The organism is Tianweitania populi (assembly GCF_014652875.1).
Classification (GTDB): domain Bacteria; phylum Pseudomonadota; class Alphaproteobacteria; order Rhizobiales; family Rhizobiaceae; genus Tianweitania; species Tianweitania populi.
In genome coordinates this window covers 1,085,994-1,109,969 of the sequence record NZ_BMZQ01000001.1, presented here as the reverse complement: position 1 = coordinate 1,109,969, position 23,976 = coordinate 1,085,994, and the positions used below count along the sequence as shown (strand labels likewise).

General features: G+C 61.6%; 25 protein-coding genes and 1 tRNA gene. 19 read left to right on the top strand and 7 right to left on the bottom strand.

The annotated features are described in order from the left end of the window. The first annotated feature begins 34 nt into the window (after positions 1-34). From IE166_RS05485 to IE166_RS05445, 9 genes are all read left to right on the top strand, one after another. Positions 35-877, top strand: coding sequence for a segregation and condensation protein A (locus IE166_RS05485; RefSeq protein ID WP_189502319.1), 843 nt, complete (start codon positions 35-37; stop codon positions 875-877). Continuing rightward, positions 874-1,566 carry an SMC-Scp complex subunit ScpB gene (gene scpB, locus IE166_RS05480; RefSeq protein ID WP_189502317.1) on the top strand — a complete coding sequence of 231 codons (693 nt, stop codon included), beginning with the start codon at positions 874-876 and terminating at the stop codon, positions 1,564-1,566. The genes IE166_RS05485 and scpB overlap by 4 nt, the downstream gene beginning before the upstream one ends. Positions 1,567-1,845: 279 nt before the next feature. Further along, positions 1,846-2,082, top strand: coding sequence for a twin-arginine translocase TatA/TatE family subunit (locus IE166_RS05475; RefSeq protein WP_189502315.1), 237 nt, complete (start codon positions 1,846-1,848; stop codon positions 2,080-2,082). Positions 2,083-2,120: 38 nt separating this feature from the next. Continuing rightward, a complete protein-coding gene (gene tatB / locus IE166_RS05470; RefSeq protein ID WP_189502314.1) occupies positions 2,121-2,864 on the top strand; it encodes a Sec-independent protein translocase protein TatB in 744 nt (247 codons plus the stop codon). Then, positions 2,861-3,721, top strand: coding sequence for a twin-arginine translocase subunit TatC (gene tatC / locus IE166_RS05465; protein WP_189502312.1), 861 nt, complete (start codon positions 2,861-2,863; stop codon positions 3,719-3,721). Before tatB ends, tatC begins: the two co-directional genes overlap by 4 nt. Positions 3,722-3,845: 124 nt before the next feature. Further along, entirely contained in the window at positions 3,846-5,153 is a 1,308-nt protein-coding gene (serS, locus tag IE166_RS05460; RefSeq protein ID WP_189502310.1) for a serine--tRNA ligase, read from the top strand. Between the two features lie 48 nt (positions 5,154-5,201). Further along, positions 5,202-5,960: a 5'/3'-nucleotidase SurE gene (gene surE, locus IE166_RS05455; protein WP_189502308.1), complete on the top strand. Its 759-nt coding sequence runs from the start codon at positions 5,202-5,204 to the stop codon at positions 5,958-5,960. Then, positions 5,957-6,610, top strand: a complete 654-nt coding sequence (locus tag IE166_RS05450; RefSeq protein ID WP_189502306.1) for a protein-L-isoaspartate(D-aspartate) O-methyltransferase — start codon at positions 5,957-5,959, stop codon at positions 6,608-6,610. The genes surE and IE166_RS05450 overlap by 4 nt, the downstream gene beginning before the upstream one ends. Before the next feature lie 108 nt (positions 6,611-6,718). Beyond that, positions 6,719-7,900, top strand: a complete 1,182-nt coding sequence (locus tag IE166_RS05445) for a peptidoglycan DD-metalloendopeptidase family protein (RefSeq protein WP_189502304.1) — start codon at positions 6,719-6,721, stop codon at positions 7,898-7,900. Positions 7,901-8,006: 106 nt separating this feature from the next. Here IE166_RS05445 and IE166_RS05440 read toward each other — a convergent pair whose 3' ends face one another. Next, a complete protein-coding gene (locus IE166_RS05440; RefSeq protein WP_189502302.1) occupies positions 8,007-8,876 on the bottom strand; it encodes an ATP-binding protein in 870 nt (289 codons plus the stop codon). A gap of 182 nt (positions 8,877-9,058) precedes the next feature. On the opposite strand from IE166_RS05440, the gene yajC reads away from it, so the two are divergent. From yajC to IE166_RS05420, 4 genes are read left to right on the top strand one after another with little or no spacing between them, the layout of a single operon-like run. Next, the gene (gene yajC, locus IE166_RS05435) at positions 9,059-9,400 is read left to right on the top strand and encodes a preprotein translocase subunit YajC (protein WP_189502301.1); all 342 of its coding nucleotides are present in this window, start codon (positions 9,059-9,061) and stop codon (positions 9,398-9,400) included. A gap of 53 nt (positions 9,401-9,453) precedes the next feature. Continuing rightward, entirely contained in the window at positions 9,454-12,015 is a 2,562-nt protein-coding gene (gene secDF, locus IE166_RS05430; RefSeq protein WP_189502299.1) for a protein translocase subunit SecDF, read from the top strand. Between the two features lie 10 nt (positions 12,016-12,025). Continuing rightward, on the top strand, positions 12,026-12,415 hold the full coding sequence (locus tag IE166_RS05425) for an Mth938-like domain-containing protein (protein WP_189502296.1): 390 nt from the start codon (positions 12,026-12,028) through the stop codon (positions 12,413-12,415). Continuing rightward, positions 12,415-13,251 (top strand): phytoene/squalene synthase family protein, encoded by an 837-nt coding sequence (locus IE166_RS05420; protein WP_189502295.1) that lies wholly within the window; start codon positions 12,415-12,417, stop codon positions 13,249-13,251. Before IE166_RS05425 ends, IE166_RS05420 begins: the two co-directional genes overlap by 1 nt. A gap of 6 nt (positions 13,252-13,257) precedes the next feature. On the opposite strand, the gene trmFO is transcribed toward IE166_RS05420, so the two are convergent. Further along, the gene (gene trmFO, locus IE166_RS05415; protein ID WP_189502293.1) at positions 13,258-14,685 is read right to left on the bottom strand and encodes a methylenetetrahydrofolate--tRNA-(uracil(54)-C(5))-methyltransferase (FADH(2)-oxidizing) TrmFO; all 1,428 of its coding nucleotides are present in this window, start codon (positions 14,683-14,685) and stop codon (positions 13,258-13,260) included. A 561-nt stretch (positions 14,686-15,246) separates the two neighbouring features. After that, complete coding sequence (locus tag IE166_RS05410; RefSeq protein ID WP_189502291.1) at positions 15,247-15,387, bottom strand: DUF1127 domain-containing protein; 141 nt, start codon at positions 15,385-15,387, stop codon at positions 15,247-15,249. Positions 15,388-15,603: 216 nt separating this feature from the next. Here IE166_RS05410 and IE166_RS05405 point away from each other — a divergent pair, with 216 nt between their 5' ends. From IE166_RS05405 to tig, 4 genes are all read left to right on the top strand, one after another. Beyond that, the gene (locus tag IE166_RS05405) at positions 15,604-16,743 is read left to right on the top strand and encodes a DUF2157 domain-containing protein (RefSeq protein WP_189502289.1); all 1,140 of its coding nucleotides are present in this window, start codon (positions 15,604-15,606) and stop codon (positions 16,741-16,743) included. Beyond that, a complete protein-coding gene (locus tag IE166_RS05400; protein WP_189502287.1) occupies positions 16,740-17,321 on the top strand; it encodes a GDYXXLXY domain-containing protein in 582 nt (193 codons plus the stop codon). The genes IE166_RS05405 and IE166_RS05400 overlap by 4 nt, the downstream gene beginning before the upstream one ends. A gap of 122 nt (positions 17,322-17,443) precedes the next feature. After that, positions 17,444-17,528, top strand: a tRNA-Leu gene (locus IE166_RS05395). A gap of 84 nt (positions 17,529-17,612) precedes the next feature. Then, positions 17,613-19,094: a trigger factor gene (gene tig / locus IE166_RS05390; RefSeq protein ID WP_189502286.1), complete on the top strand. Its 1,482-nt coding sequence runs from the start codon at positions 17,613-17,615 to the stop codon at positions 19,092-19,094. Positions 19,095-19,154: 60 nt separating this feature from the next. On the opposite strand, the gene IE166_RS05385 is transcribed toward tig, so the two are convergent. Genes IE166_RS05385 through map form a run of 3 tightly spaced genes read right to left on the bottom strand, consistent with a single transcriptional unit; the run spans position 19,155 to position 21,298 of the window. Further along, positions 19,155-19,502 carry a hypothetical protein gene (locus IE166_RS05385; protein WP_189502284.1) on the bottom strand — a complete coding sequence of 116 codons (348 nt, stop codon included), beginning with the start codon at positions 19,500-19,502 and terminating at the stop codon, positions 19,155-19,157. 47 nt (positions 19,503-19,549) lie between these two features. Further along, positions 19,550-20,467 (bottom strand): RadC family protein, encoded by a 918-nt coding sequence (radC, locus tag IE166_RS05380; RefSeq protein WP_189502282.1) that lies wholly within the window; start codon positions 20,465-20,467, stop codon positions 19,550-19,552. A gap of 3 nt (positions 20,468-20,470) precedes the next feature. Then, positions 20,471-21,298 (bottom strand): type I methionyl aminopeptidase, encoded by an 828-nt coding sequence (gene map, locus IE166_RS05375; RefSeq protein ID WP_189502280.1) that lies wholly within the window; start codon positions 21,296-21,298, stop codon positions 20,471-20,473. Between the two features lie 126 nt (positions 21,299-21,424). Between map and IE166_RS05370 the strand changes: the two genes are divergently transcribed. Together IE166_RS05370 and IE166_RS05365 are read left to right on the top strand one after the other, a co-directional pair. Beyond that, a complete protein-coding gene (locus IE166_RS05370; RefSeq protein ID WP_189502278.1) occupies positions 21,425-22,012 on the top strand; it encodes a biliverdin-producing heme oxygenase in 588 nt (195 codons plus the stop codon). 65 nt (positions 22,013-22,077) lie between these two features. Then, positions 22,078-22,458 (top strand): YbaN family protein, encoded by a 381-nt coding sequence (locus IE166_RS05365; protein WP_189502276.1) that lies wholly within the window; start codon positions 22,078-22,080, stop codon positions 22,456-22,458. Here the strand turns inward: IE166_RS05365 and IE166_RS05360 are convergent. Beyond that, positions 22,428-23,894: an alpha,alpha-trehalose-phosphate synthase (UDP-forming) gene (locus tag IE166_RS05360; RefSeq protein ID WP_189502275.1), complete on the bottom strand. Its 1,467-nt coding sequence runs from the start codon at positions 23,892-23,894 to the stop codon at positions 22,428-22,430. The two genes, IE166_RS05365 and IE166_RS05360, sit on opposite strands and share 31 nt — an antisense overlap. Positions 23,895-23,976 lie beyond the last annotated feature (82 nt).

Genomic DNA, 23,976 nt, shown 5'->3' with positions numbered 1-23,976 from the left:
CGACCTTGCGTGAGGGGTCGCGCGAGGTCGATGCTTGAACAGCACACGGAATGAGGGAGAGACGGCGCAGCCGGTTCCTGCCGAGGAACTCTGGGCCGACGCCAAGACACAGGGCTTGAGCGAGCCGGAGCTGGTGGTGGATGTCGCCGGCTTCGAGGGCCCGCTCGACCTTCTGCTTCATCTTGCCCGCAACCAGAAGGTCGATCTTTCGCAGATCTCCGTGGTGGCGCTGGCCGAGCAATATATCGGCTTCATCGATCAGGTACGCGCCATGCGGCTGGAGCTTGCGGCCGACTATCTCGTGATGGCGGCGTGGCTGGCTTTCCTGAAATCCAAGCTGTTGATCCCCAAGCAGCGCGACGAGGAAGGCGAAAGCGGCGAGGAACTCGCCGCCGTGCTGCAGTTTCGCTTGAAGCGACTTGAGGCCATGCGCGAAGCTGCAGCCCGGCTCGTCAACCGCGATCGGCTTGGGCGTGACGTGTTTGCGCGCGGTGCGCCCGAAGCTTTGGAGATGGATCGCAGCGTCACCTTCGAGGCCAGCCTGTATGATCTCCTCGCCGCCTATGCGGTGCAGCGCCAGCGGCAGGCGGTGAGCAATGTGCAGATCGCGGCGCGGGGTGTGTGGTCGCTGCAAGATGCGCGCGATCTGCTGGTGCGGATGGTTGGCCGTTCGGGACAATGGAGCGCGCTGGACCGCTTCCTCGCACAGTATCTGACCGAACCAGCCCAGCGTCGCAGCCTTCTGGCTAGTTCCTTTGCCGCCAGTCTCGAGCTGATCCGCGAGGGCAAGCTGGAAGTGCGCCAGGACGGTGCCTTCGAGCCGATCTATATGCGGCCGGGTCAGCCGCGGCCGCGGCTTGTCGGAGACGTGAATTGAACCAGGCGAATATCGACAACGACTTGTTTGCCGAACAGCGTATCGGTCAAGCGATTCGTATTGCCGAGGCGATCCTGTTCGCCAGTGCCGAGCCTGTTACGGGCAAGATGCTCGCGGAGCGGCTGCCGGACGATGTTGCGCTCGACGCCGTGATGGAGCGGCTGGTTGCGGCTTACGCCAATCGCGGCGTCAATGTCGTGCGTGTGGACGATGCCTGGGCGCTGCGCACCGCGCCGGATCTCGGTTTTCTTCTTCGCCGCGATGCGCCGCAGCAGAAGAAGCTGTCGCGGGCGGCGCTCGAAGTGCTTTCTACCATAGCCTATCATCAGCCGGTGACCCGTGCCGAGATCGAGGATGTGCGCGGCGTGGAAACGTCGAAGGGGACGCTCGATCTTCTCCTTGAAAGCGGCTGGGTGCGCATGCGCGGGCGCCGTCGCACGCCGGGACGGCCGGTGACCTATGGCACGACTCAAGGCTTTCTCGATCATTTCGGCCTGGCCGAACTGCGCGATCTGCCGGGCATGGAGGAGCTGAAAGGGGCAGGGCTCCTGTCGCCCCGCATGCCCAGCAACTTCGCCGTGCCGGTGCCGCCGGTCGATGGCGATCTGCTTGGCCCCGATGAAGACGAATTGACCGACATCGATCTCGAAGAACTCGGCCTCCTTACGCCCCGCGTCACGGAGGATTGATGAGGCGGCTCCGCGGCTTGGCTTCATCGAAACCGTTGGAGAACCGACCGTGCGCATGGTAACAAGGCTTCGAAGCTGTATAGTTTCGCGCTGAAGCCGTGCTTCGGTTCGAGCAGTACGGTAAACCACCCGCATGGGATGCGGCGCATTGTCTTTACCCGGCGCGATGACTTCCTCTCGCCTGAAATGTCTGATGTGCTGTTGACGATGAAGGGATTTGCAAAGGCCTGACGTAAGGCCTAGCTGTTTCCCGGGTTAAGAATTCGAAAGAGAGTGATCATGGGTTCCTTTTCGATCTGGCACTGGCTGATCGTGCTTGTTGTTGTCCTGCTGCTGTTCGGCCGCGGCAAGATCCCCGAGCTGATGGGCGACATGGCCAAGGGCATCAAGAGCTTCAAGAAGGGCATGACCGACGACGATACGCCGGATGAAGTTCGCCCGGTCGATCCGCGCACCGTCGAGCACCGCCCCGGCGAGACTGTGGTGACCCCGGACCGCAACGTCACCAAATCCTGACGCGTTCCGCGCCGAGTTCTTAAGCGGGAACAGTTCTGATGTTCGAGATCGGTTGGACCGAGATGCTCGTGATTGCGATCGTCATGATCGTGGTCGTGGGCCCGAAGGACTTGCCGAAGATGCTGCGCACCTTCGGCAAGTTCACTTCGAAAATGACGTCGATGGCGGGCGACTTTCGCAAGCAGTTCGATGAGGCTTTGAAGGAAGCCGAGTTGGATGATGTCCGCAAGTCGGTCAACGACCTGCGCTCGCTCAATCCGAAGAACGAAATCCGGAAGGCGTTCAATCCGATGGAGAAGGCTGCCGCCGACGTTCGCGCGGGCATGGATTCGATCATGCGGCCTTCGACGCCGGCACCATCGACGCCCGCTCCGACCGAAGCCTCGGCTGCCGAACCGCTGAAGACCGGTGCGACGGCTGTGCCGGCCGCTTTGACCGGCGAGGCACCGAAGGAAGCATCGGGCTTGGCGGTACCTGCATCGGCTCAGCCGGTCGAAGTTGTGGCACCGGTTGCGCCGGTGGCTTCGGCAGCACCAGCGCCATTGGCTAGGCCAAGCACAGCGACTGCTGCGCCGGCCGCAACGCCCGTTGCTGCTGCAGACCCGGTGAAGAAGGTGCGCGCGCCGCGTGCGACCAAGGCACCGGCTGTTGCAGGCTCGGACGCTCCGAAGGTGAAAGCGCCTGCCAAGAAAACCGCTGCTGCTTCCACCGGCATGAACGGAGCGGCCGTTGAAAAGCCTGTTCGCGTTCGCAAGCCCAAAGAAACCGGAACAGACACGTGACGACGTCGAACGACGAAATCGAACAGTCCTCGGCGCCGTTGCTCGATCATCTGATCGAGCTGCGTTCGCGCCTGATCTGGGCCATCGGCGGCTTCTTTGTCGCCTTTCTGATCTGCTTCTTCTTCGCGCAAAAGCTGTTCGATCTGCTGGTCATCCCGTTCAAATGGGCGACGATCTGGGCCGGCCTGAATGATGGCCGAGTCGAGCTGATCTATACGGCGCCGCAGGAATTTTTCTTCACGCAGATCAAGCTCGCAATGTTCGGCGGCTTGGTTCTGTCATTTCCGATGGTGGCCGCGCAGATCTACAAGTTCGTGGCGCCGGGCCTCTACAAGAACGAGCGCGCTGCCTTCCTGCCGTTCCTGATCGCATCGCCCATCCTGTTCCTGATGGGTGCGGCGCTGGTGTACTTCTTCTTCACGCCTATGGTGATGTGGTTCTTCCTTGCCATGCAGCAGGTTGGACCGGGGCAGGACATCCAGATTTCGCTGCTGCCGAAAGTGTCGGAATATCTCAGCCTCATCATGACGCTGATCTTTTCCTTCGGCCTTGTGTTCCAGCTCCCGGTGGTCACGACGCTGCTGGCGCGCGTTGGTCTGCTGACGGCGGAGTCGCTTGCGGGCAAGCGCAAGTGGGCGATCGTGCTGGCCTTTATCGCGGCCGCAGTTCTCACGCCGCCGGATCCTGTCAGCCAGATCGGCTTGGCGCTGCCGACGATCCTTCTTTACGAAGCCTCGATCTGGATGGCGCGATTGATCGAACGCAATCGTGCCAAGGAGCAGCACGTCCGCGACGAAGCGGCAGCTGTGGAAGTCGTTCCGGCGGTTGTCGATCCGGATGATGTGAAGCCGGCTTAACGGCTTCGTTGATGAGTGTTTGCTGATTGAAGGGGCGTCGAAAGGCGCCCCTTTTGCTATCTCGGTCTTGCATGGGGGCGGCGCGCGGTTTACGCCCGGCTGAAATAGTACCGGACGTTCTGACATGCTCGACATCAAGTGGATTCGCGAAAACCCGGCCGTTCTCGATGCTGCTCTGGCATCGCGCTCGGCCGCGCCCCAGGCCGAGGCTTTGATCGCGCTGGATGAAGCGCGCCGTGCCCATCTCGGCCGGCTGCAGGAAGCGCAGGAGCGCCGCAATGCCGCGTCCAAGGAAATCGGCAATGCGATGCGATCGGGCGATTCCGCCAAGGCCGAGGCGCTGAAGGCTGAAGTTGCTGACATCAAGGCCTTCATCCAGGGCGGCGAGGCGGAAGAGCGCCGGCTCGACAACGAGCTGAATGACGCGCTTGCCAACATCCCGAACCTGCCGCTCCCGGAGGTGCCGAAAGGCAAGGACGAGCATGACAATGTGGAAGTGCGCCGTTTCGGCAACGAGCTGATCGAAGCGCGCAAGGCCAACATGCCGAACAAGCCGCGCGAGCATTACGAGCTCGGCGAGGCGATGGGGCTGATGGACTTCGAGGCGGCTGCCAAGATTTCCGGCTCGCGCTTCACGGTGCTGAAGGGCGATCTGGCAAGGCTGGAGCGGTCGATCGGCCAGTTCATGCTCGATCTGCACACAACCGAGCACGGCTACACGGAAGTGCAAGTGCCGCTGATGGTGCGCGACAATGCGCTGTTTGGAACCAACCAGCTGCCGAAATTCGAGGAAGACCTTTTCTTCACGCCGCACGGTGAAACACGGCTCGGCTTGATCCCGACGGCCGAGGTTCCGCTGACCAACCTGGTGCGGGAGCAGATCCTGAACCAGGAACAGCTGCCCTTGCGCTTTACGGCGCTGACGCCATGCTTCCGCTCGGAAGCCGGTTCGGCCGGACGCGACACCCGGGGCATGCTGCGCCAGCATCAGTTCAACAAGGTCGAGATGGTGTCGATCACCGATGCCGACAGCTCGCTTGCCGAGCATGATCGCATGACCGACTGCGCGGAAACCGTGCTGAAGAAGCTTGAACTGCCGTTCCGCACGGTGGTGCTTTGCACCGGCGATATGGGCTTCGGTGCGCGCAAGACCTATGACATCGAGGTCTGGCTGCCCGGCCAAAACACCTATCGCGAGATTTCGTCCTGCTCGGTTTGCGGTGATTTCCAGGCGCGCCGCATGGATGCGCGTTATCGCGTCAAGGACGAGAAGGGCACGCGCTTCGTTCATACGCTGAACGGTTCGGGCACGGCTGTGGGCCGCGCTCTGATTGGCGTCCTCGAGAATTACCAGAATGAGGATGGCAGTGTCACTGTTCCGCAGGTGCTTCGCGCCTACATGGGAGGCAAGGAGCGGATCGGCGGCCGTTGAGTTGCCAGTCAAGCCGCCAGCGGGACAGGCTTCGGGGATAGGCTTAGCATGCGCATTCTTCTGACCAATGACGACGGCATTCATGCCGAGGGCCTTGCCTCGCTCGAGCGGATCGCTCGCACGCTGAGCGACGACATCTGGGTCGTCGCGCCGGAAACGGACCAGTCCGGCTTCTCGCATTCGCTGTCGATTTCCGAACCGCTGCGCATGCGCCGCATCGACGACCGGCATTATGCGGTGCGCGGTACGCCAACGGATTGCGTCATCATGGGCGTGCGTAACCTCATGCCCGAGCCGCCGGACCTCATCCTGTCCGGCGTCAATTCCGGCTCGAATGTCGCCGATGACGTGACCTATTCCGGCACCGTGGCGGGTGCGATGGAAGGCACGCTGCTCGGCATCCGCTCCATTGCGCTCAGCCAGGGCTATACGTTCGCCAATGATGGGCGCGTCGTGCCGTGGAACACGGTTGAAGCCCATGCGCCGGCGCTTTTGAAGCGCCTGATCGATATCGACCTGCCGCAGGGCGTTCTGCTCAACGTCAACTTCCCGAACTGCCAGCCTGATGCGGTGCAGGGTCATGTCGTAACACGGCAGGGCAAGCTCGTTTACGGCATCACGGTTGATGCTCGAAACGACGGTCGCGGGTTGCCTTATTACTGGCTGCGCTTTGGACGCGGCGAGACCGAGATCCCGGAAGGGACGGACCTGCATGCCCTGCGCGCCGACCACATTTCCGTCACGCCGCTGAAGCTCGATCTTACGGCCTACGAGGTTCAGGACCTCGTGCGAGCTGCGCTTCAATGACACCCGACGCGCTGGATCGCGAAGGCTTTGCCGCATTCATGCTGCGGCTTCGCGGAAAGGGGCTGACGGACAAGACCGTCTTGTCGGCCTTTGAAGCCACGCCGCGCCGCGGTTTCGTGCCGAACCAGTGGCAGGACCATGCTTGGTCGGACCGGATGCTGCCGATCCCTTGCGGCGAGGCGCTGGAAGGCGTCGATATTCAGGCAACGGTGATTTCGGCGCTCGATCTGACGAGCAGTGTCCGCGTGCTCGAGATCGGAACGGGCACCGGCTACACGGCGGCCGTGATGGGACGTCTATCGGGCCGCATTCTTTCTCTCGATCGCTACAAGGCCCTGGTGCAGCAGGCACGTGCCAGGCTGGAAGCGCTCGGTATCGGCAATGTGCTTCTTCGCCAGGCCGACGGCGCGCACGGCGTTGCTGCCGAAGGTCCGTTCGACCGGATTATTTCCTGGGCTTCCTTTGACGAACTGCCGCGCGGCTTCGTGGATCAGTTGTCGAGCGGCGGCGTGATGATCGCGCCGATCGGGCCGCCGGACGAGCCGCAGATGCTGGTACGGCTCACCAAGACCGGCAGCCGCTTCGAGGAACAGGAAGTGGGTCTGGTGCGGTTGCAGCCGATTGCCCACGGCATGGCGGAAGCGCTCTAAGATCTTCTGCTAAAACTTGCTGACATAATCCCTGAATTAACCGGCCAGTAACGCTAATCGCGCTTAATACACTCCATAGTTTGTAACGGGTGGGTGCGGGTCGGTACCATGCAATTAAAAGTCCTGAACGGGAATGGTCGCCTCATGCTTCGGGGCGCCGCACTTCTTCTGGCGGGCGTTGCCGCTGGTTGCTCCTCCGGCGTGTCGCGCTTTACGAGCGACATGTTCACAACCTCTTCCACGGGAACGCAGACGGCTACGGCCGCGCCGGCGAACCGGTCTTACAGCCAGGCGCCGTCGGCTCTCCCGGCCGCACCGAGCGGAACGGTTCAGCGCAGCGCGATGGCGCCGGTGAGCATGTCCGGCGGTCAGTCCGGCCGCTCCAGTCTGCCGCCCTTGTCGCCGGCCGCCAGCGACGCACCGATGGGGTCGCGCAGTGCAGCGCTTCCGCCGGTTTCAAGCCAGCCACAGCCGGTTCAGGTCGCGTCGCTTCCGAAGCCCGCTCCGTCTCTTCCGAGTACGCCGACCAGGGCACAGGCTCGCGGCGGCAGCTATACGGTTGAATCAGGCGATACCCTGTCTTCGGTTTCCCGCAAGACCGGCGCCAGCGTCGACAGCATCAAGGCCGCCAATGGGTTGAGCGACGGCAATATCCGCATCGGCCAGACCCTCACCGTGCCGGGCGCCGGATCGAAGCCGGCACTGCCCGCGCAGGCCCAGGTTGCCGCCGCAGCACCGAAGCCGCTGGCTCCGCCGGTCGCCGCTCCGGCAGCACCTGCCGTCGCGCCAGCTGCCCCGCAGGTCGCAACCGCAAAGCCTGCCGAGGCTCCGGCTCAACAGGCATCCTATACGCCGCCGAAGCAGACGGCCCGCGCGATCGTGGAAGACTCGGACGCGGAAGCACCAGGCGGCACTGGCATTGGCAAGATGCGCTGGCCGGTACGCGGCAAGGTCATCTCCAACTACGGCAAGGGTGGCGGCAAGGCTGGCGACGGCATCGACATCGCCGTGCCGGAAGGCACGCCGGTGAAGGCTGCCGAGAATGGCGTCGTGATTTATGCCGGCGACGGCCTCAAGGAATTCGGCAACACCGTTCTGGTGCGCCACGAGAATGGTTTGGTCACGGTGTACGGCCATGCCAGCTCGCTGAAGGTTCAGCGCGGCCAGACCGTCAAGCGCGGTCAGGAACTGGCGCTGTCTGGCATGAGTGGTTCTACCGAGAGCCCGAAGCTCCACTTCGAAGTGCGCAAGAATTCTTCGCCGGTCGATCCCTCGACCTTCCTGGAATAGTACCTTCCTGGAATAGCAAGGCTACAATCCACGACCGGGGGCCGTTTTCTCCAGTCCGGCTCCCAGAATTGCCCGCCCGCTTTCACGCGTGGCGGGCTTTTTCGTTTCAGCCTTTCAGTGGCTGACCCAGCCGTCCGGCAAGATCCTGCACGAACTGCCATGCAACGCGGCCGGAACGACTGCCGCGCGTGGTGGCCCATTCCAGCGCCTCGGCAATCAGGCGATCGGCGTCGATGCTAAGGCGGTAGTGCTCGGCATAGCCTTTGACCATCGCTAGGTAATCGTCCTGGCTGCATTTATGGAAGCCGAGCCAGAGGCCGAAGCGGTCGGACAGCGAGACCTTTTCCTCGACCGCCTCGCCGGGATTAATCGCGGTGGACCGCTCATTGTCGATCATGTCGCGCGGCAGGAGGTGGCGGCGGTTGGAGGTCGCATAGAAGATGACGTTTTCCGGCCGGCCCTCAACCCCGCCTTCAAGCGCGGCCTTCAGCGACTTGTAGGAGGTGTCGTCATGATCGAAGGAGAGGTCATCGCAAAACAGGATGAAGCGGTCGTCCGAGCTTTTCAGCATGCCGAGCAGCTTGGGCAGCGTGTCGATGTCCTCGCGGTGGATCTCGATCAGCTTCAGCGGGCGATCTGACGCATGATTGATCGCGGCGTGAGCGGCCTTCACCAGCGATGACTTGCCCATCCCGCGCGCACCCCAAAGCAGCACGTTGTTGGCAGGCAAACCCCTAGCGAAGCGTTCGGTGTTGTCGACCAGGATATCGCGCACGTGATCGACGCCCTTGATCAAGCCGATCTGTACACGATTAACGTTCGGAACGGGGTCCAGCGCGGTTTTTTCGGCCGACCAGACATAGCAATCGGCCTGCGCGAAGTCGGGGGCGAGGGCGGGTTGGGGCCCCAGCCGTTCGATCGCCGCGATGAGACGATCCAGCTTGGAACCCAGCGCTTGAAGGTCTGCTCCGTTCATAATCACTCGTAACTCTCTTGCGGAAAGGGGTTAGCAACGAGGTGTACCACGCGGTACGGCATGCGAAAAGCGCGGGAGTGAGCGGGTGAGGCGGTTGCTTCTACGCGGCGGGCGACTATAGTCCGCGCACTTTCGGGAGGCCTCGGGCCTGCCGCCTATCGCTTTGTCTGGAGATTCGCAGCATGTTCGTCACACCGGCCTATGCCCAATCCGTAACCGGCGGGACACCTGAAATCCTGATGAGCGTTCTGCCGTTCATCCTGATCTTCGTCATCATGTACTTCCTGATCATCCGTCCGCAGCGCGCCCAGCTGAAGAAGCGTGGCGACATGCTGTCGAATGTGCGGCGCGGTGATACGGTTGTTACCGGCGGCGGTCTGATCGGCAAGGTCGTCAAGGTGATCGACGACAACGAACTCGAAGTCGATCTCGGCAACGGCCTCAAGGTGACGGCCTTGCGCTCCACGATCGCCGATGTGCGCGTGAAGGGCGAACCAGTCGCCAACCAGAACGCCAAGAAATAACCGCATTCGCGGCGGCATGCCCGCCGTAACGACTTTGCGCCGATAGAGGCAACATGCTTTATTTTTCCCGCTGGAAGACCTTCGCGATCTGGCTCGTCGTAGCCTTGGGCGTTCTGGTCTCGATCCCGAACATGTTGTCTCAGCAGGTCATCGACTCGCTGCCGAGCTGGTTGCCGAAGCGCGCGATGACGCTCGGCCTCGATCTGCAGGGTGGCTCGCACATCCTGTTGCAGGTCAGCCAGCAGGATCTGATCAACGATCGTCTTGAAGCGACGCGCGATTCGATCCGCAACACGCTGCGCGATGCCAAGATCGGCTATTCCGGCCTTTCAGGCACCAATCGCGCAGTACAGGTGCGGGTTCGCGACTCGCAGCAGATCGATGCCGCGCGCACCGCACTTGAAGGTCTAACCGCGCCGATCTCCACCAGCCTGTTCAGCGCCGGCAGCGTGTCGGAATTGGCACTCGACGAGCCGGAGCAGGGGCTATTTCGGCTGACGCTGACGGATGCCGGCATCACCTATCGCACCAGCTCTGCTGTTCAGCAGTCTGTTGAAGTGATCGGCCGCCGCGTCAACGAGCTCGGCACCACCGAGCCGATCATCCAGCGCCAGGGCACAGACCGCATTCTGGTTCAGGTGCCGGGTCTGCAGGATCCGCAGCGTCTGAAGGATATTCTCGGCCAGACCGCGAAGCTGACCTTCCAGATGGTGGATCAGACCGTGCCGGTGCAGGAAGCCGTCAATGGCCGCCCGCCGGCTGGATCGACGGTGATGTATTCGACCGATGATCCACCCGTACCGTATCTCATCGAAAACCGCGTCATCGTCTCGGGTGAAAACCTGACCGACGCGCAGCCTTCGCTCGACCAGCGCAGCAACCAGTGGACCGTGTCGTTTCGCTTCGACAGTCAGGGCGCACAGCGCTTTGGTCAGGCGACGCAGCAGAATGTCGGCAAGCTGTTTGCCATTATCCTCGACAACCAAGTTGTGTCGGCGCCGCAAATCCGCGAGCCGATCCTTGGCGGTCAGGGGCAGATTTCCGGCAACTTCAATGCACAGAGCGCCAGCGATCTGGCCGTTCTGCTGCGTGCCGGCGCTCTGCCTGCCGATTTGACGATCGTTGAAGAGCGCACGGTCGGTCCGAGCCTCGGTGAAGACTCCATCAATGCCGGCAAGCTGGCTTCAGCCGTCGGCGCCGTGCTGGTGGTGGTCTGCATGCTGCTGGTTTACGGCAAGCTCGGCGTGATCGCCAACATCGCGCTGGCTGCGAACGTTGCGCTCATCGTGGCCTTGCTGACCCTGCTTGGCGCTACGCTGACGCTTCCCGGTATTGCCGGTATCGTGCTCACCATGGGCATGGCGGTGGACTCCAACGTCATCATCTTCGAGCGCGTCCGTGAGGAGCGCGCGCAAGGGAAATCGCTGGTTCAATCCTTCGACCAGGGTTTCAAGCAGGCGCTTGCGACCGTCGTGGACGCCAATGTCACGACCTTCATCGTGGCGGCGATCCTGTTCTATATGGGCACCGGTCCTGTGCGTGGCTTCGCCGTGACGCTGGGCATCGGCATCATCACCACCGTGTTCACCGCGTTTACGCTGACGCGTTGGCTGGTGGCGCTGTGGGTGCGTCGCTCGCGGCCGAAGGAGTATCCGGCGGGTCTCGTTCATTACCTGCCGCTTAATCCTTCGATCCCCTTCATGCGCTATCGCAATGTCGGCTTTGCGCTTTCCGGCCTGATCTCGCTGGTCGTGATCGGCATGGTCGCGGTCACTCCGTTCAACTACGGCATCGACTTCCTCGGCGGCTCGCTGATCGAGCTTCAGGCCAAGGACAAAACGGCCGATGCGGCCGACGTTCGCGCTCGCTTGAGCGAGCTGAACATGGGCGAAGTCCAGGTTCAGGAGTTCGGCAATGAAGGCGCGATGATCGTGCGCGTCGGCACGCAACAGGCCGGCGACAATGCCGAACAGTCGGTTGTCGCCAAGGTGCAGGGTGAACTCAGCGAAGATTATGACTTCCGCCGCGTCGAGGTGGTCGGGCCGACTGTGTCGGGCGAGCTTGCCTGGACGGGTACGATGGGCATCGTTTTGTCGATGCTCGCGCTGTTGATCTATATCTGGTTCCGTTTCGAATGGCAGTTCGGCGTCGGCGCAGTGATTTCTACGATCCACGACGTGATCGTAATCGTCGGCGTGTATGTGTTCTTCGGCCTGGAGTTCAACCTGTCGAGCATTGCCGCGATCCTGACGGTGATCGGCTATTCGATCAACGACACGGTGGTGATCTACGATCGTATCCGCGAAATGCTGCGGCGCTACAAGAAGATTCCGATCGACCAAGTGCTGGACCTCGCGCTCAACCAGACGCTGTCGCGTACGATCTTGACCGGCCTGACGACGCTTCTTGCCTTGACGTCGCTCTACTTCTTCGGCGGTGAGGTGATCTCGTCCTTTGTGTTCGCTATCATCATCGGTGTTTTTGTCGGCACCTACTCGTCGCTGTTCATCGCGGGACCGCTTCTGATCCTCTTCAAGCTGCGGCCCTCCATGCTCGACAAGGATGCCGACGCCAAGCGGGGTCTTCCTGCCGGGGCTCCGGCCGCGAAGTCTTGAGGCCAGGCTGATGGCAAGGGGGCTGGAAATACGCCAGTCGCATTTCCCTGGGCGGGCGCCGATTGAAGCCTATGGCGATGGCGGATTCCGCTTTGCGGACATGTCGCATCGCGGCTCAATCCTGTGCCTGCCATCCGGCATATACGGTTGGGAGCCGGCCGATCGGGCGGCTCTGACAGAGGGCGACTTCGAGCGTCTTCTGGATGAGGCGAAGAGCGTTGAAGTTCTGCTTGTGGGAACCGGATCGTCGTTGCAGCCGCTGCCCAAGAGCCTGAAGACGCGGTTCCGCGAACTCGGCATCTCGTCCGACCCGATGTCGACGGGTGCAGCAGTTCGGACCTACAACGTGCTCCTTGCGGAAGATCGTGCAGTCGCTGCGGCTCTGTTCAGCGTGGAGTGATGGACTCCGCTGACGCCGACATCTGCCGCGAGCATGTCGCGCAGTCCGACCGCGACCGTTATCTGAGCGTTCTTTACGCGCCGGAAGAAAAGCGGCCGCATCTTTTCGCGCTTTACGCCTTCAATGCGGAAGTAGCCGAGATCACCGCGCGGGCGCGTGAGGCACTTCCCGGCGAGATCCGCCTGCAATGGTGGCGCGATGTTCTGACCGGCGGCGACTATAGCGGCGAGGGCGTTCCGCTCGCCAATGCGCTGCTGACCACCATCAACGAATTCAAGCTGCCGCCCTTTGCGTTCGAAGCCTATCTCGATGCCCGCATCGGCGACCTCTATGCCGATCCCTTCCAGGACCGCACGGAGCTGGAGGCCTATTGCGGGCAGACGGCATCGGCAACGATCCAGCTCGCAAGCCTGGTGCTTGATCCGGCGGCAGCGCGCCTTGCGGCCGAAGCAGCGGGTCACGGCGGATGTGCCGTGGGGATTGCGGGTCTGATCCGGTTGATGCCGCTTCACCGCGCCCGCGGCAAATGCAGCGTTCCGCTCGATCTGCTCAAGGCTGCCGGTTTGACGCCGCAGAGCTTTCTTGCCGGCGACAATCCGGTCGGTGTGGCATCGGCCGTCGACATGATGGCAACGCTGGCGCGGGAGCACTACGGCAAGTTTGCTGCTGCAGCATCAGCCTTGCCGACATCCTTGCGGCCGGCTCTGCTTCCGGTTGCCTTGACGCCGGCGCATCTCGGCAAGGTCAAGGCGGACAAGCCGTTCGATGAAGCCCGTCCGCTGTCTGATCTTCGCCGTCAGTGGATCTTGATGCGCAGCGCGGCGCGCGGCTGGTAGCTGTTGCTACTCAGCCGCTTCGGCAACCTCTTCCACAACCGGTAGTGCCGGAAGGCCCAGCCATTCCCGGCAATCTGCGATGGCACGCGACGTGATCGCATGGCGCTTGGCGACGATCTTGTCCTTGCCACGCAAACGCTTGCTGGCCGTCTTCGGCGCTTCTACCGGTGGGAACAAGCCGAAATTGACGTTCATCGGCTGGAACGAGCGTTTGCCGGGCTCATCGTCTGACACGATGTGGCCGCCGGTGATGTGGCCGAGCAGCGCACCAAAGGCCGTCGTGTAAGGCGGCACCGAAACTGGGGTGCCGTTCCGTTCGGCTGCTGCGAAGCGGCCGGCCAGCAGTCCGATCGCTGAACTCTCCACATAGCCTTCGCAGCCGGTGATCTGGCCGGCGAAACGCAGGCCTGGGCGCGACGCCAGCTGAAGGGAATGATCGAGCAAGGTCGGCGAGTTCAGGTAGGTATTGCGGTGCAGACCGCCAAGGCGCGCAAAGTCTGCATTTTCCAAACCCGGAATCATGCGGAAAATGCGGACCTGCTCGGCATGCTTCAGCTTCGTCTGGAAGCCGACCATGTTGTAGAGCGTGCCAAGCGCATTGTCCTGCCGAAGCTGAACGACGGCGTAGGCCTTGGTTTGGGGATCATGGGCATTGGTGAGGCCCATTGGTTTCATCGGCCCATGACGCAGCGTCTCGACGCCGCGCTCCGCCATCACCTCGATCGGCAGACAGCCATCGAAATAGGGTGTGCCTTCCCATTCCTTGAACTCGGTTTTGCCGCCATCGATCAGAGCCTGGACGAAGGCGTAGTACTGATCCTTGTCCATTGGGCAATTGATGTAATCCTTGCCCGTGCCGCCCGGTCCGACCTTATCATAGCGCGATTGGAACCAGGCCTTGTTCATGTCGATCGTGTCGAAATGGACAATGGGCGCGATGGCGTCGAAGAAGGCCAGCGCAGCTGCGCCGGTTTGAGCCTGGATGGCGCCGGCTAGGCTTGGTGCGGTCAGCGGGCCGGTGGCAATGATGACCTGATCCCAGGCTTCAGGCGGCAGGCCGGCGACTTCCTCGCGTTCGATCGTGATCAGCGGATGGGCTTCGAGCTTGGCCGTGACTGCCTGCGAGAAGCCGTCGCGATCGACTGCCAGCGCACCGCCAGCGGGAACCTGGTTGGCGTCGGCGCAGGCCATGATCAGCGAGCCGGCGAGCCGCATCTCGGCATGCAGCAGACCGACGGCATTGGCTTGCGCGTCGTCGGAGCGGAAGGAATTCGAACAAACGAGTTCGGCTAAGCCGTCCGTCTTGTGCGCTTCGGTACCGCGGACGGGCCGCATTTCGTGCAGCACAACGGGAATGCCGGCGGAGGCGATCTGCCAGGCTGCTTCGGAGCCGGCGAGACCGCCGCCGATGATTTGAATGGGATTTGATGTCATGGGGTCCAAATACGCTCTTGCCGTGTGCCGCGCAATCGAATGCGGGCCGGGAGGAGATCAAGATGCGATGAGGATCCTCCGCATACGACAACGCCCGCCGGGGGAGGAGATCCGGCGGGCGTCGTATGGGTGACCGGTTCCTGGGAGGAGGTAGGTTCCGGTCGTATCCGCTGAGACCTGGGAGGAGGTAGGCTCAGCGAAATATCGTTGCGGTTCTCACCGCATGCCGCTGGAAGCGGCTTAATTCATGGTCCCAGATGCGACACCTGCCCAGGGAGGAGGTTGGGCAGGTGTCGTTTGGGTGACCGGTTCCTGGGAGGAGGTAGGTTCCGGTCGTATCCGCTGAGACCTGGGAGGAGGTAGGCTCAGCGAAATTTCGTTTGCGGTTCTCACCGCGTGCCGCTCGAGGCGGCTGAATTCCTGGTCCCAAATGCGACACCTGCCCAGGGAGGAGGTTGGGCAGGTGTCGTTTGGGTGACCGGTTCCTGGGAGGAGGTAGGTTCCGGTCGTATTCGCTGAAGCCTGGGAGGAGGTAGGCTCAGCGAAATCTCATGCGGCCAATTAGACCGTCTTGCGTGCCACGAACGGGATGTCGCCGCGGGCAATGCCGAGGTCGGAGAGTTCGCGGTTGGAAAGGCGGCTCAGCTCGGAAACCGTGTCACGGTAGCGGCGCCAGTTGCGGTAGTTACGGATGATGTTCATTGTTTCGTACCCTAGGTGTCTTTTTTTCTTGCTGTCTGTCGGCGTCTTGGCTTCGGACAAGGCGGAAGATATGCGTAGGCCCTCGGGATTGAAACAGACGATGTTGCATGGCAGCGATGCGCTTTGTGCAACGCAACATTAATGGATTTAGATGCCGCGTTTGCGCGGGTGGCTTTCTCTCGTGAGTAAGCCCTGAACACTTAAGAACAGGCAGCGATGGCGTCCTATGCAAGCAATGTAAAAGCCGAGATCACCCGTTGGCAGAGCCAGGGAATGATTGACGGCGAAACCGCGCTTCGTCTTACTCGGGATATCGAGGCTCGCCGCAGCAAGGGCATCAGCTTTGGCGGTGTGATCGGGGCGCTGGCTGCCATTTTGCTGGCAGCAGCCATTCTTCTCTTCGTTGCGGCGAACTGGGAAGCGTTTCCGCGCTTGGTGCGGGTCACGCTGTTGTTCCTGCTGATCGCTGCTGGTTACCTAGGCGGGGCCGTCACCAAGCTGCGCGGCGCACCTGTTTGGGGCGAGTCTCTTTATATGATCGCCGCGGCCTCGTTCGGGGCGTCGATCGCGTTGATCGGCCAGATGTATCATCTGTCCGGCGATGAGGTTCAGGCGATCGCGATCTGGGCGGCTGGTACGGCCTTCGCGGCTGCCATGCTGCGCTCGCCCATCCTGACCGTCGGCAGCGTGATGCTCGCCGCCTATTGGATGGTCAGCACCAGCAACGGTGTGTGGACGAGCACGCTGCCATCGGCCTGGTTCCTGCCGGCGGCTTTGGTGTTGTGGCTGCTCAGCTTCTGGACGGGCAGTCCTTACGGACGGGTGCTGGTGCTGCTTTCGTTGCTGCTCTACGGCACCTTGATTGCGCTCGATCAGCAAGATTCGGTCAGTGCGCCTTTGGTAATGGCGATTGTCTCATCGGCAGTGTTTGCTTTCGCCGTGTTCCGCCTGCAGCTGGCAGAGCGTGTTGCACGTTTGGGCGCGGTCCTGCCGGTGCTCGGCCTGTTCGGCTTCCTTTTATCCATGGCCCTGCTGCAGTTGATGCGGATCGAACAGCTCGGCACGGCCTTCCTTTTGGCCGTCCTCGTCTTCGCCGGCATCATCGCGGCGCTGCTTGCCGGAGGGCGTGAAAGCCGTCGGCTGCGCCGGTTGGCTTATGCCGGCTTCACGGCCGAGCTCATCTATCTCTACGCGGTGTATCTCGGCACGATGCTCGATACCGCGAGTTTCTTCCTGGCTTCCGGATTGGTGCTGGCCATCATCGCCGTCGTGATTCGACGGTTCGAAAAGCGCTTCAGCCGGGACGTCGAGCGGCCAGCCGATCAGGACGCGGTGGTGACAGGAGCCAAGCCATGAACAGCCGCAGCAAGCTTTTGGTCGCCGCATCCGTTGTCGCGCTGGTTCAGATCGGCTTCCTCGCGTCAGCCATCTACAGCCGTGCGTCCCTGCTGCGGAACGGGCAGGAGATTACCCTGCGCACCGCGCCTGTCGATCCGCGTGATCTTCTGCGTGGCGACTATGTTGCGCTCAGCTACGATATCTCGCGGGTGCCGGTCGATCATATCCAGACCGCACGCCCGCGTGACAACGAGGTGGTCGGCACCGTTTATGTCAGGCTGAAGCGCGGCAAAGGCCATGCACTGGCGCAGATCATTGCCGCCGGCCTGGGTGCTCGGGTCAATCAAACGCCGGGCGAGAATGAGATCGACCTCAAGGGAACGAGCCTCGATCGCTGGCAGGATGATCTGGACTCCATCAACGTTCAGTACGGTTTGGAGCGCTTTTATGTGCCGGAAGGGGACGGCCGGGAGATCGAGCAGGGGCTTGGAGAGCGCCAGTTTACGATGCGGGTTGCGGTTGGCGAAACGGGCGACGCGCAGATCAAGGCGCTCTATGATGGCGACACTGCGCTCTACAGCGAACCGCTTTATTGAGCCGGCGCACCCGCTTTTTCAGGAGAAAGCGGCAAATTGGCCGGACGAAGAGGCAAAATTCCTTTTGAACGCTGCAATCGCGATGATATAGGAACCCCGCTTTGAGGGCTGTCCGCTCCGAGGCGGGTGTGGTGGAATTGGCAGACACACTTGGTTTAGGTCCAAGCGCCGCAAGGCATGGGGGTTCAAGTCCCTCCACCCGCACCATCGGTTCCGGCTCCATCCACGGAAACGCCCTGACGGAATTTCGCCGTGCCATCGGTGGCACGCAACGACAAGAAGGTTTCAAGAATGCAGGTTACCGAGACGCTCAACGAGGGGCTGAAGCGCGAGATCAAGGTGGTTGTGCCCGCCAGCGACATGGAAACGCGCCTGAACGGCCGCCTTTCCGAAGCTCAGGGCAAGGCCCGCATCAACGGCTTCCGTCCCGGCAAGGTGCCGATGGCGCATATGCGCAAGATGTACGGCAAGTCCTTCATGGCTGAAGTCGTCAACGAGATCCTGAACGATTCCACGCGCTCGATCCTGGCCGACCGCGGCGAGAAGGCCGCGATGCAGCCCGAGGTCAACATGACCGAGGACGAGGCAGAAGCCGACAAGATCCTGGCCGGTAAGTCCGATTTTGAATTCTCGCTCGCCTATGAAATCATTCCGGCGATCGAACTGCAGGATTATTCCGGCATCAAGGTCACGCGTCCGGTGTATGACGTGGCCGATGAGGAGATCGAGGAAGGTCTGCAGCGCGTTGCAGAATCTGCTCGCTCCTACGAGACCAAGGACGGCGCAGCCGAAGACGGCGACCGCGTTACGATCGATTATCTCGGCAAGGTCGATGGCGAAGCCTTCCAGGGCGGCCAGGACTCCGATGCACAGCTCGTGCTCGGCTCCAAGCAGTTCATCCCGGGCTTCGAGGAACAGCTGATCGGCGCCAAGGCTGGCGACGAGAAGGTGATCAACGTCACATTCCCGGCGCAGTACAATGCCTCGCATCTGGCCGGCAAGGACGCGACCTTCGACATCACGGTCAAGGAAGTGTCTGCACCTGCCAAGCTCGAACTGACGGACGAAGTCGCCAAGAACCTCGGCATCGAATCGCTCGAGCGCCTGCGCGAAGTCGTGAAGGGCCAGCTGGAAAGCCAGTACGGCCAGATGACGCGCCAGAAGGTGAAGCGCGAGCTGCTCGACGCACTCGACGGCACCTACCAGTTCGAAGCGCCTTCCAAGCTCGTGGAAGCCGAATACGAAAACATCTGGAACCAGGTGCAGCGCGACCTGCAGTCTGCCGGCCAGACCTTTGAGGACGAAGGCACGACCGAGGAAGAGGCTCAGGCCGAATACCGCAAGCTGGCCGAGCGCCGCGTGCGCCTTGGCCTCGTGCTTGCCGAGATCGGCGAAAAGGCCGGCGTGACGATCTCCGACGAGGAGATGCAGCGCGCTTTGTTCGACTTCGTGCGCCGTTATCCCGGCCCGCAGCAGCAGGACGTGTTCGACTTCTATCGCAAGAACCCGAGCGCGCTCGCTTCCATCCGCGCGCCGCTTTACGAGGAGAAGGTTGTTGACCATCTGCTTGGCCAGATCGACGTCACCGACAAGAGCGTTTCCAAGGAAGAGCTGATGTCGGAAGACGAGGCTGGCGCTGACGGCGAGACCAAGGAAGCCGCGGCGGAAGAAAAGAAGCCGGCCAAGAAGAAGGCTGCGCCGAAGAAGAAGGCTGCCAAGGCCGACAAGGAAGAGGGCGCCACGGACGTGGAAGAGCCCGCTTCGGAAGCCTGATCGGCTTCGTGACCTGATTGAAAAGGCCGCCCTTGAGGCGGCCTTTTTGTTGGCGGCGGGTTAGCGGTGGTCGATGTATTGCGAGGGTGAAACGGTGATCGTGGAGCCAGGCAGCGCAATTGTCAGGTCGCCGGTCTCTGCGCTCCAGTTAATCTGGATGTGGGCTTGCGAGAACGGCATCGTATAAACAACCCCGCGATCCGCCTCGCGGCCGATCGTTAGGCGGTAGGTGGCGGAGAACAGCGCCGGGCGTTCGTCGTAATAGACGCAGTAGGGCGTCTCTCCGGCGATGGGCGCATCTTGGCACGACAGGGTTGCCGTGGTGCGGAGCAGGTAGGGCGTCCAGCTTGCCAGGGCGGCTATGGCAAGCCCGAGCAAGAGGCCGGTCAGGATAGATCGCGGCATCATCGAGCAGCACCACCTTCGTTGAGCATCTTACTGGCTATGTAGTGGCCTCAGATGTAGCCCTGACCGCGCAGGCTAGCATGGCCGTTGCGGCCGATGATGATGTGGTCGTGGACGACGATGTTGTGGCCCTTGGCGGCAGCGATGATTGCCTTTGTCAGCTCGATGTCGGCCTTTGACGGCTCGGGATCGCCGGAGGGGTGGTTGTCGACGAGCACAATGGCGGTGGCGCCCAGATTGTAGGCACGGTTGACCACCTTGCTGGGATAGGCGGGCGTGTGATCGACGATGCCTTCCTGCTGCACCTCATCGGCGATCAGCAGGTTCTTCTTGTTGAGATAGAGCACTCGGAACTTCTCGATGGCGTCGAACGCCATCGAGGCGCGAAGGTAGTCTAGAATCAGGTGCCAGGATGTGAGAGCGTCACGCTGGATGACAGCGCCCTTTGTTATGCGCTGCGCAACAGCCGCCAGAACCTTCAGATGGATGGCTGTAGCCGGACCAACGCCCTCGACTTCTTGTAAGAGATGCGTGGGTGCGCCAACGACTTCGGCGAAAGTGCCAAAGCGCTTCAACAGCAATTTGGCTGTATCTTTGGTGTCACCTTGCGAGATCACGCCGAACAACGCGATCTCGAGCAGTTCATAATCCTCGAATGCTTCGCCGCCTATCTTGTCGAACCGCTTGCGGACTCTGTCGCGGTGGCCGTGATAGAGCGGCACTTCGGGAGTGGGTGCGTCGTCCTCAGGAAGCGTGTCACCTGTTTCAGCCTCTGCTGGCGTGATCGCGGTCGACACGTTCTGCGGCGGCGCGGCAGGCACTTTGTCGAAAAGCGTCCCTGCCTTCTGCGTCTTCGTTCCCTTTGAGCGTGCCTTCGCCACCTTTGCAGGCTGGACTGGGAACGGAGAACCGGTGTTCAGGCTCTGGAAGAAGCTCGCTTCGTCGAAATCTTCATCCGCCCCAGCCATGCCTTAGACCGAGATACCCGGAGCGAACAAACCGGCCGGCGAGGTCGTGAAGATTTCGCAGCCATTGTCGGTGACGCCGACGCTGTGTTCGTATTGCGCGGACAGGGAGCGGTCGCGCGTGACTGCGGTCCAGCCGTCGGACAGAACTTTCACATGGGGGCGGCCGAGATTGATCATAGGCTCGATCGTGAAGATCATGCCCTTGCGCAGTTCGACGCCCTCGTTGGGGCTGCCGTAATGCAGGATGTTCGGCGAGTCGTGGAAGATCTGGCCGACGCCATGGCCGCAGAAATCGCGCACCACGGAACAGCGCTCGGCTTCGGCATAGGACTGGATGGCGTGACCGATCGCGCCGGTGCGGGCGCCTGGCTTTACCGCTGCGATGCCACGCATCAGCGATTCATGAGTGACTTCCAGAAGGCGCTCGGCAGCGCGCTTGATCTGCCCGACGGGGTACATGCGGCTGGAGTCGCCGTGCCAGCCATCGACGATGAAGGTGACGTCGATGTTGACGATATCGCCTTCACGCAGCGGCTTGTCGTCGGGAAAGCCATGGCACACGACATGGTTGATCGACGTGCAAGTCGACTTCTTGAAGCCGCGATAGTTCAGCGTCGCCGGCAGGCCGCCGTGATCCATGCCGAACTCGAACACGAAACGATCGATCTCGTTGGTTGGAAGACCGGGCTTGACCATGTCGACCAGCGCATCGAGGCAGCGTGCTGTCAGCTGCGATGCTTTGCGCATGCCTTCAAAGGCCGCTTCATCATAAAGCCGGATCTGACCCGTATTGCGCAATGGTGCGGCGGCTGCGTCGAGATAGGTGACCATGGTAACTTCTTCAAATCTGTCAAAGACATCATGTGCCACTCGCATCGCTTGTCTTCAAGCCTGAAGCGACTTGAAGGATGGCGTGCATTTGCCATATCGGCTGGATGACACCGGATACCCGACTGAATGACTGACACGTCCACGCTGGCCTTGCCCCTGTCGCGCCGCTTGAAGACCGAAACTCAGGCCGCGCATGAAGGGCTCGATGGTCGCATCATGGCGAGCCGGCCCTTTCACTCACGCGATCACTACGCGTTGTTCCTCGGCATGCAGCATCAGTTTCATCGCGACATCCAGCCCCTCTATCTTGATCCTCGGCTGGCCGCACTCGTGCCGGATCTGGCATCGCGCTGCAGGCTGTCCATGATTGAATCGGATCTCGACGATCTCGGGCTTGTGTCCTCGGCGACGAAGCGTGGTGTCGCCTTGAGCGACGATCTGGCGACGCGCTTTGGCTGGCTGTATGTCGCCGAAGGTTCGAACCTCGGGGCTGCATTTCTGATCAAGGAGGCGGCAAAGCTTGGGCTAGGCGAGGATTTTGGGGCCCGCCATCTTGCAGCTTCACCGGAAGGGCGAGGGAAGCCTTGGAAAACGTTTCAGGCCGCCCTTGATGGTGCCGATTTCGACCGAGCGGAGGAAGCGCGCGTCATTGATGGGGCGGTTGCGGCTTTCAAGCGCGTGCAGACGCTTGCCGAAGATGCGTTTGCGGCGTGATGCATCATCCTGTCGACTTGCCTCCAAATGAGCCGCCTGCATCACATGGCGGTGCGGAAGCGATTATGCCCGTTGGGAATAAGTGGGCGCGCGGCCTTTATCTCACCGCGGGCATTATCCTTACCGGAGTTGGCATCGTCGCCGCCTTCCTGCCGTTGCTGCCGACCACGATCTTCCTGATCATGGCCGCTTGGTGCTTTGGACGCTCTTCGCCACGCTTTGAAGCCTGGCTGCTGAACCACAAGCAATTCGGTCCATCCTTGAAGGCGTGGCGCAGTTCCGGCGCGATCCCTCGGCAGGCCAAGTATCTGGCCTTTACAGGAATGGCGGCCGGCTATGTCATCTTCTACGTGTCGGCCTCGCCGCGATGGCCCACCGCCCTGGCTGTGGCGGTGGTTATGCTTTGTTCGGCGCTTTACGTTGGTACCCGCCCCGACGGGGCCTGAGGACCGCCCGCATTGGGATCAACGGAGTCGTTGTCGGCTGTCCGCACAGCGTGCTTTTCGGCCCATTCGCGCGGTGAGGTGAGCGCTTCCAGGAAGCTTTCCTGCCACGCCTTCACGTCATAGCGGCGAATGCGCTCGAACAAAGCCCTGTGCCGCTCCTTGCGCTCTTCAAGCGGCATGTTGAGCGCCTGAAAATACATCTCGGCCATTTCGTCGATGTCGAATGGATTAACCAGCAGCGCTTCCGGCATTTCTTCCGCCGCGCCGGCAAAGCGCGACAGAACGAGCACACCGGGATCTTCAGGGTCCTGCGCGGCGACATATTCCTTGGCAACGAGGTTCATGCCGTCGCGCATGGGCGTGACCAGGCCGACCTCGCTCGCGCGCAGCATTGCAGCCAGGCGGTCTCGCGACACGGAGCGGTGGATATAGCGGATCGGCGTCCAGTCGAAGTCTGCGTGGGCGCCGTTGATCATACCCGAAAGGCGTTCGAGCTCTTCGCGAATCTCGGCATAGGCCCCGATATCGCCGCGCGATGGCGGCGCGATCTGCAGGAAAGACACCTTCTTGCTCATCTCTGGATAGCGGGTCAGCATTTGCGCAAAGGCCTGGAAGCGCGCGGGAATGCCCTTCGAGTAATCCAGCCGATCCACTCCGATCATCTGTTTGTCGGCAACAAGGTTGTGCTTGAACGCGTCGATAAATGCGGCTTCGGCCTTTGACGCGGCCATTTCCTGGAAGGAGTCGACATCGATGCCGATCGGAAAACGCTCTGCCACACAGGTGCGATCGTGGAAGCGGATCAGGCCGGTTTCGTCGACCTCGGCGCTGGTGAACTCCTCGACGCAGCGCTTGAAGTTGGCGACGTCGGCCGAGGTCTGGAAACCGACCACATCATATTGCAGCAGGTCTTCGATGAAGCCCGCATGGTTGGGCAAAGCTGCAAGCAGGTCCGGCCCCGGAAAGGGAATGTGGAGGAAGAAGCCAATTCGCGAATCGCAGCCGAGATTGCGCAGATAGGTGCCGAACGACATGAAATGGTAGTCGTGGATCCAGACGAGATCGTCGGACTTCAGATGCGGCATGAGGGCGTTGGCGAACTGCTCGTTCACCCGCAGATACCCTTCGTAGTAATCCTGCTGGAAGCGCACGAGATCGGCGCGGTAATGGAACAGCGGCCAGATCACGCTGTTGGCGAAGCCGAGGTAAAAGGCTTCGTAATCGACCGCCTGCATCGGGTTGAGGATGGTCTGAACGCTACCCACCGTGTCGACCGTGGTTGTTCCGTCACCACTGTCGTCAGTGACACCATCCCATCCGAACCAGATGCCGCCGCGGCCCTTGATGGCTTCCGATATGGCGACTGCCAGGCCGCCGGTCTGCGCGGGGTTGCTGAGGTTGCCGACGCGGTTCGAAACAACAACGAGCCGGCTCACGCCCGCTTTCCCTTGATGACTTGCATATTTTCCGATGTCCCTTTGCGCGGCGAACTCACGGCAGCAGTGCCGTGTTCCACTC

Coding starts and splice junctions, on each gene's coding strand:
- IE166_RS05475 (WP_189502315.1), top strand. CDS start 1,846: ATGGGTTCCTTTTCGATCTGGCACTGGCTGATCGTGCTTGTTGTTGTC.
- tatB (WP_189502314.1), top strand. CDS start 2,121: ATGTTCGAGATCGGTTGGACCGAGATGCTCGTGATTGCGATCGTCATG.
- serS (WP_189502310.1), top strand. CDS start 3,846: ATGCTCGACATCAAGTGGATTCGCGAAAACCCGGCCGTTCTCGATGCT.
- surE (WP_189502308.1), top strand. CDS start 5,202: ATGCGCATTCTTCTGACCAATGACGACGGCATTCATGCCGAGGGCCTT.
- IE166_RS05450 (WP_189502306.1), top strand. CDS start 5,957: ATGACACCCGACGCGCTGGATCGCGAAGGCTTTGCCGCATTCATGCTG.
- IE166_RS05445 (WP_189502304.1), top strand. CDS start 6,719: ATGCAATTAAAAGTCCTGAACGGGAATGGTCGCCTCATGCTTCGGGGC.
- IE166_RS05440 (WP_189502302.1), bottom strand. CDS start 8,876: ATGAACGGAGCAGACCTTCAAGCGCTGGGTTCCAAGCTGGATCGTCTC.
- yajC (WP_189502301.1), top strand. CDS start 9,059: ATGTTCGTCACACCGGCCTATGCCCAATCCGTAACCGGCGGGACACCT.
- secDF (WP_189502299.1), top strand. CDS start 9,454: ATGCTTTATTTTTCCCGCTGGAAGACCTTCGCGATCTGGCTCGTCGTA.
- IE166_RS05425 (WP_189502296.1), top strand. CDS start 12,026: ATGGCAAGGGGGCTGGAAATACGCCAGTCGCATTTCCCTGGGCGGGCG.
- IE166_RS05420 (WP_189502295.1), top strand. CDS start 12,415: ATGGACTCCGCTGACGCCGACATCTGCCGCGAGCATGTCGCGCAGTCC.
- trmFO (WP_189502293.1), bottom strand. CDS start 14,685: ATGACATCAAATCCCATTCAAATCATCGGCGGCGGTCTCGCCGGCTCC.
- IE166_RS05410 (WP_189502291.1), bottom strand. CDS start 15,387: ATGAACATCATCCGTAACTACCGCAACTGGCGCCGCTACCGTGACACG.
- IE166_RS05405 (WP_189502289.1), top strand. CDS start 15,604: ATGGCGTCCTATGCAAGCAATGTAAAAGCCGAGATCACCCGTTGGCAG.
- IE166_RS05400 (WP_189502287.1), top strand. CDS start 16,740: ATGAACAGCCGCAGCAAGCTTTTGGTCGCCGCATCCGTTGTCGCGCTG.
- tig (WP_189502286.1), top strand. CDS start 17,613: ATGCAGGTTACCGAGACGCTCAACGAGGGGCTGAAGCGCGAGATCAAG.
- IE166_RS05385 (WP_189502284.1), bottom strand. CDS start 19,502: ATGATGCCGCGATCTATCCTGACCGGCCTCTTGCTCGGGCTTGCCATA.
- radC (WP_189502282.1), bottom strand. CDS start 20,467: ATGGCTGGGGCGGATGAAGATTTCGACGAAGCGAGCTTCTTCCAGAGC.
- map (WP_189502280.1), bottom strand. CDS start 21,298: ATGGTCACCTATCTCGACGCAGCCGCCGCACCATTGCGCAATACGGGT.
- IE166_RS05370 (WP_189502278.1), top strand. CDS start 21,425: ATGACTGACACGTCCACGCTGGCCTTGCCCCTGTCGCGCCGCTTGAAG.
- IE166_RS05365 (WP_189502276.1), top strand. CDS start 22,078: ATGCCCGTTGGGAATAAGTGGGCGCGCGGCCTTTATCTCACCGCGGGC.